The following is a 12,853-nucleotide window of genomic DNA, read 5'->3' as shown; positions in this document are numbered from 1 at the left end:
CGAGCCACGTAACAAAGCACAAAATATTTTTTCTATGCGCTCTATGATCTCAGCTTACCTCTGTGCCTACAGACCTTTTAAAACGATTCAAAGCAAAACTCAAGCGTTGTGCTGACGAATTACTGACAACATTTGGCCAAATACGCGGGGTGTACCACAAAGAATATCGCCAGATTGCAAGAAACCCTCTTCACCATTCAGATCGGTAACCAAACCACCCGCTTCTTGCACCAGCAGAGAGCCCGCCGCAATATCAACAGTTTTAAGATCAAATTCAAAGAAACCATCGTAACGACCACATGCCACATAAGCCAGATCCAAGGCAGCAGCACCTGGGCGGCGCAGACCCGCTGATTTTTGTGTCATATCGCGGAAAATATTGATGTAGTTTTCGAGATTATCGAAGCGGGTATATGGAAAGCCCGTAGCGATCAATCCTTCAGATAATTCACGTACTTTGGATACGCGGATACGGCGATCATTCAAATAAGCACCAACACCGCGGGTTGCCGTGAATAAATCATTGCGGCAAGGATCGTAAACCACGGCCTGGGTGATCACACCCTTATACTCTAGCGCAATAGATACTGCGTACTGAGGAACGCCATGCAAGAAGTTGGTGGTGCCATCCAATGGATCAATAATCCATGTGTATTCTGATTCGCCGCGGCGACCTGATTCTTCGGCCAAGATGGCGTGCGTTGGATACGCTTCGAGAATGGTATCGATAATGGCTTGCTCTGCCGCACGGTCTACTTCAGACACAAAATCATTTTGGCCTTTTTTTTCTACCGTAAGGTGATCCAAATTGCTAGATGCACGTTGGATAATTGAAGCGGCGCGGCGTGCGGCACGCACAGCGGTATTGAGCATTGGATGCATGGCTATTCCTGAATAAAAGTAAAAGATCAATGAGGGTGGCAGCAAAAAAAGAAGCGTAAGGCCCAAGCGCGGTATAATTCGGCCAAAGCAACACTGCAGTCCTCGCAGCTACCCGATATAAGATTGGCCGCTATTCTACCTGTGCTATCAAAATGAATAAACATAATGAATACAAATCCATCAAGTAATTCTGCCCTTAGCTGCCTTTCCCGCATCCGAGTTGTGCTTTCTCACACCTCACACCCAGGTAATATCGGCTCAACCGCCCGTGCCATGAAAACGATGGGAATCAGCCAACTATATTTGATTAACCCCAAAGAATTTCCCTCAGAAACGGCTACTGCCTTAGCCAGCAATGCCGACGATGTGCTTGATACCGCCATTGTGGTGAGCAGCATGGAAGAAGCACTGGCAGGCACCACCTTGCAAATTGCCCTTACCGCCCGCCGCAGAGAGCTGGCGCATCCATTACAAACCCCAAGGCAACTTGCGCCAGAAATCATCCAGAGCATCCAAGCGGGCCACGATATTGCCTTGGTGTTTGGGACCGAGATGTCGGGCTTAACCATTGATGAAGTTTTGCTTTGCAACCGTATGGCAACGATCCCTACTAATCCAGATTACTCCAGCCTCAATTTAGCCCAAGCCGTGCAAGTGTTCGCTTATGAGATACATGCAACCTTGCTCGATGATGTTTCCCATCTTGCCCAAGAGCGAGACAGCGCCACGCACGATGCAATGGAGCATTTCTTTACCCATCTGGAAGAAACGCTGAGTACGATTGGTTTTCTTAAACCCGACGCCCCTAAACGCCTGATGCCCAGAATGCGCCGCATGTTTACCCGCGCCAATCTGGAACGAGAAGAAGTTGATATTTTGCGTGGCTGGCTACGCGCCACCACAACCACAGATAGATGGCCTAAACCACCCAAATAAACTAGGCATTAAAAAACGGCTTTGAGTTCATTCAAAGCCGTTTTTTCTGGATATTACTTCAGCACTTAAGCCGCCTTTTCCCCGCCAAACCCCTCATAAGCCTGCAAAGCCTCCGCCCCCGTCATCACACTGGGGCCGCCGCCCATATAAATGACAACTTGCAGCATCTCCATAAACTCCGAACGGCTCACACCCAGACTCACACACGCCTTGGCATGAAAGCCTAAACAGCCCTGACAACGGGCAGCTATACCAATGGCCATTGCGATCAATTCTTTGGTTTTTTTATCCAGCGCACCATCGCTGTGAGTGGCTTTGGCCATTTGACCAAAGCCCGCCATAGTTGCTGGGATCGCTTTATTCATTTGGGCAAGCTGTGCGCTGATGTCAATTACGACTTCTTTGTAGTTGTGGCTCATTTTTTCTTTCACCTTTAAAATATATAAATACATAATATAATTTTATATATAAAACAGCAAGAAAAAACCCACCGGTTTTTTTACCAGCGGGCATTCGCCAGGAAACCCAGCAGCAATACTTATGTAAGCAAGCAGGCAAAAGGCCTTGCAGCGTCCGCGCACCACTCACTCCAAGAACCGGCATAGAGCCTCGCCCCACTTAATCCCGCCACTTCCAGCGCCAGCAGATTATGGCAAGCGGTTACGCCCGAGCCGCATTGTTGCACGGTTTGACCTGCATCCAGACCGGCCAGCAGCTGCTGCCACTCGGCCTTTAGCACGTCCACAGATTTAAAGCGGCCATCTTCCTGCAAGTTATCTTGAAAGAAACGATTAATTGCCCCAGGGATATGCCCGCCCACCGGATCCATTGTTTCACCCTCACCCATAAAACGGGAAGGAGAACGAGCGTCCACCACGGTAAAAACGGCACTTTGGATGTTTTCCAGCACCTCTTTTACATCCACCTTTAACTCAGGACGCAGTTCCGGAACCCATTTGGCAGCGACTGATACGGGTAAGTCTTTAACCACTCCGCCCTGCCAAGCCGCCATCCCACCATCCAAAACCTGCACTTGATCATGCCCCAGCCAGCGCAGCAGCCACCACAATCGGGCTGCATACATACCACCCTGCGCATCGTAAGCCACCACACGGCGATTACGACTTACTCCAAGACTCGCCAGCTTATTCGCCAAAATTTGCGGATCAGGCAAAGGATGGCGGCCATTCGTCCCTGTTTTAAGACCAGAAAGATCATCGTCCAGATGCAAGAAATGCGCACCCGGCAAATGGCCTTCTGCATAGGCCAATCGCCCCGCCTGCGGATTAGCCAAATCATGGCGGCAATCGATCAGCAACACATCGGCCAGCTGTTCTTGTAATTGCGAAGCAGAAATAAGCGGGGTCATCGGCAATCCTTGGGGTATTAATCAAAAAACAGGCCCGTACGGATACGGGCCTGCAAGAAAGAAACGTAAAGCTTAGGTTTTAGGCAGCGTTACGCCACTTTGGCCTTGATACTTGCCACCGCGATCACGGTAGGAGGTTTCGCAGATATCATCCGCATCCGCCTCAAAGAACAAGACTTGCGCTACGCCTTCGTTGGCGTAAATTTTTGCAGGGAGCGGCGTGGTGTTAGAAAACTCCAACGTCACATAGCCTTCCCACTCAGGCTCAAACGGGGTTACATTCACAATAATGCCGCAACGCGCGTAAGTCGATTTACCCAAGCACACGGTCAGTGCATTACGCGGAATACGGAAATACTCCACAGTGCGTGCCAAGGCGAAAGAATTTGGCGGAATAATACAATATCCCTTACCAGAAACATTCACAAAGCTGCCTTCGTCAAAGTTTTTTGGGTCAACAATGGTCGAGTTAATATTGGTAAAAACTTTGAATTCATCCGCACAGCGAATATCGTAGCCGTAGCTAGAAGTACCATAAGAAACAATACGTTCGCCATTTACTTCTTTAACTTGCCCAGGCACAAATGGCTCGATCATGCCGTGCTCGGCGGCCATGCGGCGAATCCACTTGTCAGATTTGATACTCATTACTGTCACATCCTTATCACATATTTGGCGTTATTGTAGCTGCCAAGCGCCTCTTAACGCATCTATAATAATCGCAACATGGAGATTCTTTGATGCAGACTCAAATATCGCAATGCCCAGAATTAAACTTACTCGCCACCAGTGAAAGCAAATTTGATACCGCAGCACTAAAAGGCCAAGCCTTTATACTGTATTTCTACCCCAAGGACAGCACCCCAGGCTGCACCACCGAAGGGGGAGACTTCCGCGATCATTACGATCAATTCCTCGCCGCAAACTGCCAAGTATTTGGCATCTCCCGTGACAGCATTAAAAGCCACGAAAACTTCAAAGCCAAACAAAACTACCCTTTTGAGTTGATTTCTGACCCAGATGAGACAGCTTGTCTTTCTTTTAATGTCATGAAGCAAAAGAAGATGTATGGTAAAGATGTAAGGGGAATTGAACGCAGCACCTTCGTGATTAGCGCAGAAGGTGAAATCGTTAAAGAATGGCGCGGTGTAAAAGTGCCGGGCCATGTCGTAGAAGTACTGGCGTTTGTAAAAACGCTATAAATCAAACTGAAGGCGCTGCTTGCAGCGCCCCATCCTTAACTTTAATGGCGACATCGCCTAATCAACCACTCAACAAGGAGCAAACACGCAGCCACTTAAAAATCAACATTCCCTTTCCAGACACGCAGCCCTTTGATCTATGGAGTTCACCATGGCAACCCGCAAGCGCAAAGCACCGAGCATTACCAAGCTCTTCGTTCTGGATACCAATGTTTTAATGCACGACCCCACCTCTTTATACCGCTTTGAGGAACACGATCTTTTCTTGCCGATGATGACGCTAGAAGAGCTCGACAACAACAAAAAGGGCACTTCTGAAGTCGCCCGCAACGCTCGCCAAGCCAGTCGCTTTTTAGAAGAACTGATTTCCGGCAAAGAGCTCGACCTACATAACGGCGTATTACTCGATACTGCTAGCAAGGGGCAAGCGGTCGGCCGGCTATTTATGCAGACCGAAGCGATCACCAGCGTGCTGCCCGCGCAACTCCCTATGGGCAAAGCCGATAATCAAATCCTTGGCGTCGTGCATCACCTGCAACAAATGCACACCCAACGACAAGTGATTTTGGTTTCTAAAGACATCAATATGCGCATTAAAGCGCGCGCGATGGGCTTGGCTGCCGAAGATTACTTTAACGATAAAGTTTTAGAAGACACCGATCTGCTTTACACCGGCATGCGCGAAATCAACCAAAAGTTTTGGGAGCGCAATGGCAAAGACCTGCAGAGCTGGCAAGAAGGCGGCCGCAGCTACTGGCGCATCAAAGGCCCAGATTGTATGGATCTGCACGTTAACCAACTGCTGTTTCAGGCTGATGACACCCCGCTCTCGGCACGAGTGGTTAGTGTAGAAGGTAAGTCGGCGCTAATTGAAAGCTTAAAAGATTACAGCCACCACAAAAATGCCATTTGGGGCATTGTGGCTAGAAACCGCGAGCAAAATTTTGCGCTTAACCTACTGATGAATCCTGATGTCGATTTTGTCTCGTTACTTGGGCAAGCGGGCACGGGCAAAACGCTGCTCACTTTAGCGGCCAGCCTTGCGCAAACGCTGGAATCTAAAATCTACAGTGAAATCATCATGACCCGCGTCACGGTTCCGGTTGGGGAAGACATCGGCTTTCTGCCTGGCACCGAAGAAGAAAAAATGATGCCTTGGATGGGCGCACTAGAAGACAACCTAGATGTACTCAACCAATCTGACGCCGAAGCGGGTGACTGGGGCCGTGCCGCCACGCGCGATTTAATTCGCTCTCGCATCAAGGTCAAATCGCTCAACTTTATGCGCGGCCGCACCTTCCTCAAGAAATTTCTGATTATCGACGAGGCGCAAAACTTAACCCCCAAGCAAATGAAAACCCTCATCACCCGCGCCGGCCCCGGCACCAAAGTGGTGTGCTTAGGCAATATCAGCCAGATCGATACGCCCTACCTTACAGAAGGCAGCTCTGGCCTAACCTATGTGGTGGATCGCTTTAAGATGTGGGAGCACTCAGGCCATATCACCCTCACCCGAGGAGAGAGATCTAGGTTGGCGGATTACGCAGCTGAGGCTCTGTAGTTTTTGGGTTTTTGTAAGGATAAGGGTCTGCGCTGCAGGCCCTTTTTTATTGTGTGTGTAAAACGTTTTCGAGACTATGGCTCTGTTTGATCAGCGCGGGTTGATAAAACTTTAGCCCACCCGACAAGCCTAGCCTAGGCAATAGCACGCCGTTGACGCTCAATTCAAACATGAGGTTTTTATGCAAAACATTGAAGAGTTAAATGTTAAAAAGTTGAATATCGAAGAGTTGTTAAATAAATTCAGCAATGAAGTACTCACTGCAGCACGAGCCTTTTACGTCTGGAAGAGCATAGACAAAACAGCGCTGAATTTCAGTATAAAACCCCATCAAGAAATAGGCTTTAAAACTCTGCTAATCCACTATCAATATGGGATAAAAGCAAAGACTCCAAAGCCAAAATAGACTCTTCCAAGGCAAACACCGCAGCAGCTAATTCTGCTGGCTGATGGGGGCATTTACAGAGCGCCTCCAGCACCTCACAACTCCTCATAAGCTCACCCGCATTTACAACCTGAGCGGCCCCCTTGATTTTATGAGCCAAACCACCCAAGCCTACTTTATCTGCCACATCAAAAAGATTTAAAAGTGTAACTAAATCATCCCGATTATTATTGATTAGCTCATTCAAAAATCGAGTAGCTAACTTAGGATTATTGCCCGTTAGCTTCATAAGCTGTTCAATTTTAACCTCACCGTAATTTTTTCTCCCTTCCCCCAACAATAACAAGGGTGAGAGTACGGAGCTCGTTAAGTATTTCGCTAAATCATCGACGCCCACAGGCTTAAACATACAATCATCCATCCCTACTGCCTTACAGTGCTCACGTTCCTCCTCTTGAGCATTAGCGGTATAGCCAAGTACACGGCATGGTGGCAAGCGGCTTATTTTTTCAGCTTTGCGAATCGCTTGGGTTAGCTCATAGCCACTCATCACAGGCATATTGCAATCTGTAATGACCACATCAAAGTGGTTTGCCTTCCACACACTGAGCCCCTCTGCACCATCTTCTGCAGATCGGACCCCATGCCCCAAATAGATAAGCTGCTCACACAGCAATAAACGATTCGCCGCGTGATCATCCACCACTAACACCATCAAGGGCTTTTGCTCCTGCGGCCCTTGCTCTACCCAGCCCTGAGCAGGCGATACGGGTTCTAGCACATTAAAAGTGAGGCTAACCTGAACCTGAGTTCCCACACCTAACTCGCTAGTTAGCTCCAAACCACCCCCCATCAATTCACAAAGCTCACGACTAATCATCAGGCCTAAGCCAGCGCCTATCCTAGTGCTCTGGCCATTATTATTAGCCTGAATAAAAGGCTGAAATAATCGTTCCTGATCTTTCTTGGCAATACCAATACCACTATCTTTCACTAACACCTGCACCTGCAAATAGACATCACCGACTGGCTTACCCTGCACTTGAATATCAACTCGCCCTTTATGAGTAAATTTAATGGCATTTCCAATTAAATTAGAAAGTATTTGTTTAAACCGTAAAGGATCAAGCAACACATCTCTATTAATACTCACATCCAAATCTACAATCAAACTCAAGCCCTTTTGCCTAGCCAAACCATCAAAAACACGTACTACGGATTCGACCAACTCACGCAAATGCCCTCTTGTAGGGGCTAAGCTCAGACTACCAGACTCAATTCTGACCACATCCAAGATATCGCCTATCAGCTCTAATAAACTTTGCGCTGAGCCATAAGCCACCTCAATTGCAGAACGATCAAGCACATTCCGGTCCGCTTTTTTTAATGCCAGCTCCAACATCCCAATAATCGCATTCATAGGCGTGCGAATTTCATGACTCATCGTGGCTAAAAAAGTTGTCTTTGCTTTGCTTGCACAATCCGCCAACTCTTTTGCATCCTTCAACCCACTAATTAATTGCTCCCGCTCAGTAACATCCACATAGCAACAGGCTACACCTTGGATTACTCCGCTAGAGTCAAGACAAGGAAGCATCCAATGACGGCAAATCATCGTCGAACCCTCTAATCCCCAACTCAGAATACAATCCACTGCCACCTCATCACTGAGCACCCGCTGAAATGCCACGTTTAATACTCTAAGCCCATCCGTATCATTTAAGCCCAATAAAAGCAGCACATCAGCATGAGTTGCCTTGGCTATTAATGACTCCCGCTTCAATCCAATTTTATTTAGAAAATAATCATTACAAAATTGTAAAACGCCATTGCCTCCAACTATATAAATAGGGAAGGGAGCACCATTCATTGCCCCAGCTAACAAATCCAATTGATCAAGCAATACACGATTGGTGGCCGCCCTCTGCTTACCGAGCATGACCAGCCTAAGATTCCAAATTACAAAAATAACGATCACAAAAAACACAAGAACGATGATGCTATAAATTAATGATTTATGATCAAGCCAGCGCCCTGAAGACACCATAGGCGGGGCCTGCCAGCGACTACGAATCATTGAACGCTCTTCAACAGAAATCGCAGCCAAAGCCTTATCTAAAATAGCAAGCAACTCTACTGCATCTTTTTTTACAGCAAATGCAGGTTGATATTGGACTTGTTCATCGCCCAAATCTAGCATTGAAGAAATATACAATTCATTTTCGAATAGACTATGAATATAATACTCAGCCCGTGGCAACGTCACCAACGTAGCATCTACTTTCCCTACCGTGGTAAATCCCAATGCTTCAAGCGCATTATCCATATTTAATAATTTAATTTTCGGATATTTTATTTTTAATATCTCAATTAACTCTTCATCATCGACAACAGCCAATTGCAAACCATCCATACTTGAAAGGTCATCAATCCTAGCCGCTCCCTTTTTCACCACAAAAACAAATTGACTATAAAAAATTGGCCGGCTAAATATAAATTTTTTCTTTAACAAAATTGAGCGCGATAAAGGCGCATACACATCAATCTTACCATCTTCAACCTTAGAAAAAGCATCACTCAAAGATGAGCTACGGGATATTTTAAAAGTCAAACCTGTATTAAATTCTATTATATTTAAAACATCACCGAGTACCCCCTGCAAACCACCATTTACATCAAAATATGATATAGGGGCAATGTAATCACCCACATCAATACTTACAACAGGGTTTTTATTTATCCATCGCAGTTCTGATTCTGTGAGTGTGATTTTATTTTTATTCCCCAAAATAATACCGTTACCATTCCAACGACGAGCAATCCCTGATTTTTCCTCATCTGTCATTGCTTTCAACGCAGCATTAACAATACGCTGCAATTGTGTATTATTTTTTTCAAAAACATAACAACAACCATAACTGCCTAAATCAATTTCGCTCAATCGATTCAACTCGAGGTAATTATAAAAATCATTATTAATTAAATAATTAGCAGAAATTAAATCAATAATCATCGCATCAGCCAATCCAAAAGCAACTGCGCCAAGGGCATTACTAACTGAAGAAAACGATTTGAAACTAGCATTTGAATATTTATTTTTCAAAACAGAAAAAGGAATATAATCAGGCACTACAGCAATATTTACGCCACTTAGATCTGCAGGGAAATGGCTTTGTTCTTTTTTCCTTGATACAACAACAAGATTATTCTCAATATACTTATCACTAAAAATATACCCACCATTGGAGGAATAAAAAAAATCCGAACCATCCAATAAATCAATCTCACCCGCTTTTAAAGCATCCAACAAGAGCGCTTGGTTGGCATAATGATAGACCTCAACCCTAAGCCCTAGCGACTCTGCAATCACCCCCATATAGTCTGCAGTTACTCCAGAAAACTCACGCCCATAAGTTGTAATACCAAACGGGGGCACATCGGGCAACGCAACGCCTAGTTTTAATACTTTTTTTGCTCTTAACCAACGTGAATCTTGTTCATCAAGCGGCACATCATGCATGGTAGAAAAAACATACTCTGACAACACCAACTTATCCAAAAAAGGAACCTGTGAGCTGGCCTGATGCATAAACAAGGAAAGTAACAAAAATATAAGATATTTTACATGGCTCATACGGGGGTATTCCTACTTACCATATTGATTAAATCGGTAAGACTGCCAATCCCCAATTTAGTAAAAATTCTAAGCTTATATGTACTCACCGTTTTAGGGCTTAGCAGCATATCAGCAGCCATTTCTTTATTGCTTTTCCCCAAAAGCAACTGCTGCATAATCATCATTTCACGGTTAGACAAACTATTCAGCATTTGATGCTCTGACTGCAATAGATTGTCCCCCGTAGAGACTAAAAATGACTGGTTTGGAAAATACCCCACCCCTTTCATAATCATTTTTATTGCATCAACTAAATCTGTGATTTCTTTATCTTTCCCCAAATAACCGGAGGCCCCCGCCCGCATACAGCGTTGCACCATCTGCTCAGCCTCACCTGATGAAAAAACCATAACCCGAATAGGAAGCTTTGATTTTTGAATTCGAGCAATCACCTCAAATCCATCTAAATTAGGGATGGCAAGATCCAAAACCAGCACATCAGGAACTAAACTCTGGGCCAATTGCCAAGCATCCACCCCATTATCCGCCTCACCCACCACATCAAAGCCACTCTGTTCCAGCAGCATTTTTACCGCCAATCGAACAACAGGGTGATCATCCACAATTAAAACTTTTGTCATAAAAAATCCATGAGTGAAGCATCCATCACATGCCAAATAACTATTCCCACGTTTACCTTAAACAAAAACACCCATAGACGAAAATACCATCATCTATAGGTCATAAAAAAACCACACTAAGGATAATTTAATGTGAAATTTGCTACCGCGCTAAAGCGCCCAGCTTTTATCGTTTTATTTTCAATTGTACTAGGATCACCGTGAACAAACGCACTCAATTGAAGCGTGTTCTCACCTGAGGTTAGATCGATCCCCCCTGTTGAGGAGCCTAAAGGCAAAATATTATTTTTATATTTCAATCCTATTGCAACACCTGAAGCAATAGACCCAGCATCAAGCGCCAATAGACCATTTTGCTTAGTGCTCTTCTCCCCCGTAAAAATAATGCTAACTGATTTACTAACATTAAGATCACAATTTTTTAAAATCAAACTAAAATCTTTTTTACCCGCTTCACCTGAAGCGTACAAATCCTTAGTTGATATGGCATTAAACCGTACTGTTTGATCACCACTTTCTATAGCTAAAATGCAGGGGCTTGCAAGCAATTCTCCTGAAATCTTCACCTCAATTGCCATTGCATGCTTTGGTATAAACATGACCAAGCCCAACAAGAAAATTTGATACATTAGCAGTTTCAAAATAAAACACCTTATCTAATGATAGAAACCATCGTAATAGTTGCTGAAAACTTCCCAGGAGCTATTGATTTTGTTCCATCTAATTTAGTGGGAGCAATACTTAGTTTCAACTTATCATTTGTAGAGTCTACTAAAAAATTACTCCCATTTCTTACTATTTGGTCATTCACTAATAATTTTAGACCTAAATTAGCATGGGTAGTTGTTAAAACATTAGTAGTACCCACAAAAGTGCCATTAATCCTAGCTAGATACTCCGCAGCCCCCAAACCAGTGATGCATTTTTGAGGGATATCGAACTGAATAGATGGTTCACTACCTATCTTTTGAATATCCAACTTTCCCAAATCAATATTATATTCTGTATTTAGATTAAAAGCGCAGCGAGCAGGAATAAAAACACTCCCATTTAATTTAACCACCAGATTTACATCTCCCGCAGCAAAAGCATCTGATCCCAATAGTAAACTGAACAATATAAGGAATGAAAAATTAAAAATTTTATTCATTATGTACTCTAAAATAACAAGGGATAAATTCAAAATAGAGAATAGCTTTCATTCTTATGGAAACACAATAGTCAATGTGGCTGTGGCTGTAAAATTTCCACTTACGTTTTTACCGCTTCGCTTGACTGGCACAAAACCTACAGGAATTGCCCCTTTACCATTCGTAGAATTCACCTGAAATGAATCCCCTGGCTTAACGACCTTATTTGCAAACATCATAGCGATCCCTAAATCCGCGGTTATTTTCGTGTCTATTGTCGAAGCAATAAGCGTATTAGATAAAGTGGATGAAGTAGCTGTAAGACGTACCGTTAAATTACTTGCATCCACCACAGTACCGGTACAATCAAAATCTAAGTTATATGCCTTATAATTACGATCACTTACACTCGCAGAAGTAGTAATCAAATCAGAATTAATACTTCCAAAATTGATATTTAAATCTGCCCCCGCATTTATTTTGCATTTAGACGGAAAAGTTAACGTAGTGGCCTCAGTCTGCAATTTCAAATAAGGCTGCGCTGAAAACACAGCACCCTCTGTATCCGCATAGGCAAGAAAAACAGATGAAATAACAATGCCAGCGGGAATCCTTATGGAGCCTCCCGTCACGTTACGCCTCAATTTATAATAAAGAGATCCGCCATATGTTGGCAGACTCAATCCCATCGATTTGTTAGCATACGTTCCAGTCTCTATGGTTGCACCACCGGTATTATTTACAAGCGAAAAAGGAGCCGTATTACCATCAGGCGTAAATCCAGGGATTAAACCATATACAACACGTACATCAATATCATCAGTCAATTTATAATAGCCAGCATTAATACCTGGGGTTAACCCACCCATAGTGGATCTTAAATGCATAGCCCCAGGTTTTTGTCCTTTTGTATTACTACAAAAAACGGTCTGGTATTGGCCTGGCAACCCCCAACGAGGTAGAACCTCAGTCCCTACTGTATTGCTCTTAAAAATATCACTAGCTAAAACAGGTGCAGTAGTTAACGCCGATTGACAATTAATAGCAGCAAAAGAAAATGCAGAATATGTCACTGCAATGCATAAAAAAACAACCTTAAAAATACCATTCATCGCTATGCGCCTTTAAGTA

At 44.2% G+C, this 12,853-nt stretch carries 12 protein-coding genes; 3 read left to right on the top strand and 9 right to left on the bottom strand.

Annotated elements, in window-relative coordinates; all coding sequences use genetic code 11:
* Positions 1 to 99: 99 nt before the first annotated feature.
* Positions 100 to 882 carry an inositol monophosphatase family protein gene (locus C1H71_RS18075; protein ID WP_130107807.1) on the bottom strand — a complete coding sequence of 261 codons (783 nt, stop codon included), beginning with the start codon at positions 880 to 882 and terminating at the stop codon, positions 100 to 102.
* Positions 883 to 1,047: 165 nt separating this feature from the next.
* Here C1H71_RS18075 and C1H71_RS18070 point away from each other — a divergent pair, with 165 nt between their 5' ends.
* A complete protein-coding gene (locus C1H71_RS18070) occupies positions 1,048 to 1,818 on the top strand; it encodes an RNA methyltransferase (RefSeq protein ID WP_130107806.1) in 771 nt (256 codons plus the stop codon).
* 65 nt (positions 1,819 to 1,883) lie between these two features.
* On the opposite strand, the gene C1H71_RS18065 is transcribed toward C1H71_RS18070, so the two are convergent.
* The 3 genes from C1H71_RS18065 to dcd form a co-directional block, all read right to left on the bottom strand.
* Complete coding sequence (locus C1H71_RS18065) at positions 1,884 to 2,237, bottom strand: carboxymuconolactone decarboxylase family protein (protein WP_130107805.1); 354 nt, start codon at positions 2,235 to 2,237, stop codon at positions 1,884 to 1,886.
* A 119-nt stretch (positions 2,238 to 2,356) separates the two neighbouring features.
* The gene (locus tag C1H71_RS18060) at positions 2,357 to 3,187 is read right to left on the bottom strand and encodes a sulfurtransferase (protein ID WP_130107804.1); all 831 of its coding nucleotides are present in this window, start codon (positions 3,185 to 3,187) and stop codon (positions 2,357 to 2,359) included.
* A 72-nt stretch (positions 3,188 to 3,259) separates the two neighbouring features.
* Positions 3,260 to 3,835, bottom strand: a complete 576-nt coding sequence (gene dcd, locus C1H71_RS18055) for a dCTP deaminase (RefSeq protein ID WP_130107803.1) — start codon at positions 3,833 to 3,835, stop codon at positions 3,260 to 3,262.
* A 92-nt stretch (positions 3,836 to 3,927) separates the two neighbouring features.
* On the opposite strand from dcd, the gene C1H71_RS18050 reads away from it, so the two are divergent.
* Both C1H71_RS18050 and C1H71_RS18045 read left to right on the top strand, forming a co-directional pair.
* The gene (locus tag C1H71_RS18050) at positions 3,928 to 4,389 is read left to right on the top strand and encodes a peroxiredoxin (protein WP_130107802.1); all 462 of its coding nucleotides are present in this window, start codon (positions 3,928 to 3,930) and stop codon (positions 4,387 to 4,389) included.
* A gap of 151 nt (positions 4,390 to 4,540) precedes the next feature.
* Positions 4,541 to 5,950: a PhoH family protein gene (locus C1H71_RS18045; protein WP_130107801.1), complete on the top strand. Its 1,410-nt coding sequence runs from the start codon at positions 4,541 to 4,543 to the stop codon at positions 5,948 to 5,950.
* 344 nt (positions 5,951 to 6,294) lie between these two features.
* On the opposite strand, the gene C1H71_RS18040 is transcribed toward C1H71_RS18045, so the two are convergent.
* The 5 genes from C1H71_RS18040 to C1H71_RS18020 all read right to left on the bottom strand — a co-directional run bounded on the left by C1H71_RS18040 (position 6,295) and on the right by C1H71_RS18020 (position 12,834).
* Positions 6,295 to 9,969 (bottom strand): transporter substrate-binding domain-containing protein, encoded by a 3,675-nt coding sequence (locus tag C1H71_RS18040; protein WP_130107800.1) that lies wholly within the window; start codon positions 9,967 to 9,969, stop codon positions 6,295 to 6,297.
* Complete coding sequence (locus tag C1H71_RS18035) at positions 9,966 to 10,592, bottom strand: response regulator transcription factor (RefSeq protein ID WP_130107799.1); 627 nt, start codon at positions 10,590 to 10,592, stop codon at positions 9,966 to 9,968. Before C1H71_RS18035 ends, C1H71_RS18040 begins: the two co-directional genes overlap by 4 nt.
* 116 nt (positions 10,593 to 10,708) lie before the next feature.
* Positions 10,709 to 11,233 carry a fimbrial protein gene (locus C1H71_RS18030; protein ID WP_130107798.1) on the bottom strand — a complete coding sequence of 175 codons (525 nt, stop codon included), beginning with the start codon at positions 11,231 to 11,233 and terminating at the stop codon, positions 10,709 to 10,711.
* 11 nt (positions 11,234 to 11,244) lie between these two features.
* Positions 11,245 to 11,742 (bottom strand): fimbrial protein, encoded by a 498-nt coding sequence (locus tag C1H71_RS18025; RefSeq protein WP_130107797.1) that lies wholly within the window; start codon positions 11,740 to 11,742, stop codon positions 11,245 to 11,247.
* 54 nt (positions 11,743 to 11,796) lie between these two features.
* Positions 11,797 to 12,834 (bottom strand): fimbrial protein, encoded by a 1,038-nt coding sequence (locus C1H71_RS18020; protein WP_130107796.1) that lies wholly within the window; start codon positions 12,832 to 12,834, stop codon positions 11,797 to 11,799.
* Between the last annotated feature and the right edge of the window lie 19 nt (positions 12,835 to 12,853).

Source organism: Iodobacter fluviatilis (assembly GCF_004194535.1).
Taxonomy (GTDB): Bacteria; Pseudomonadota; Gammaproteobacteria; order Burkholderiales; family Chitinibacteraceae; genus Iodobacter; species Iodobacter fluviatilis_A.
The sequence above is the reverse complement of the archived record's forward strand: the minus strand, read 5'-3'. Positions and strand labels throughout refer to the sequence as shown.

Bases quoted from the DNA above. Each gene is read 5' to 3' on its own strand.
- C1H71_RS18075 (WP_130107807.1), bottom strand. From the start codon at position 882: ATGCATCCAATGCTCAATACCGCTGTGCGTGCCGCACGCCGCGCCGCT.
- C1H71_RS18070 (WP_130107806.1), top strand. From the start codon at position 1,048: ATGAATACAAATCCATCAAGTAATTCTGCCCTTAGCTGCCTTTCCCGC.
- C1H71_RS18065 (WP_130107805.1), bottom strand. From the start codon at position 2,237: ATGAGCCACAACTACAAAGAAGTCGTAATTGACATCAGCGCACAGCTT.
- C1H71_RS18060 (WP_130107804.1), bottom strand. From the start codon at position 3,187: ATGACCCCGCTTATTTCTGCTTCGCAATTACAAGAACAGCTGGCCGAT.
- dcd (WP_130107803.1), bottom strand. From the start codon at position 3,835: ATGAGTATCAAATCTGACAAGTGGATTCGCCGCATGGCCGCCGAGCAC.
- C1H71_RS18050 (WP_130107802.1), top strand. From the start codon at position 3,928: ATGCAGACTCAAATATCGCAATGCCCAGAATTAAACTTACTCGCCACC.
- C1H71_RS18045 (WP_130107801.1), top strand. From the start codon at position 4,541: ATGGCAACCCGCAAGCGCAAAGCACCGAGCATTACCAAGCTCTTCGTT.
- C1H71_RS18040 (WP_130107800.1), bottom strand. From the start codon at position 9,969: ATGAGCCATGTAAAATATCTTATATTTTTGTTACTTTCCTTGTTTATG.
- C1H71_RS18035 (WP_130107799.1), bottom strand. From the start codon at position 10,592: ATGACAAAAGTTTTAATTGTGGATGATCACCCTGTTGTTCGATTGGCG.
- C1H71_RS18025 (WP_130107797.1), bottom strand. From the start codon at position 11,742: ATGAATAAAATTTTTAATTTTTCATTCCTTATATTGTTCAGTTTACTA.
- C1H71_RS18020 (WP_130107796.1), bottom strand. From the start codon at position 12,834: ATGAATGGTATTTTTAAGGTTGTTTTTTTATGCATTGCAGTGACATAT.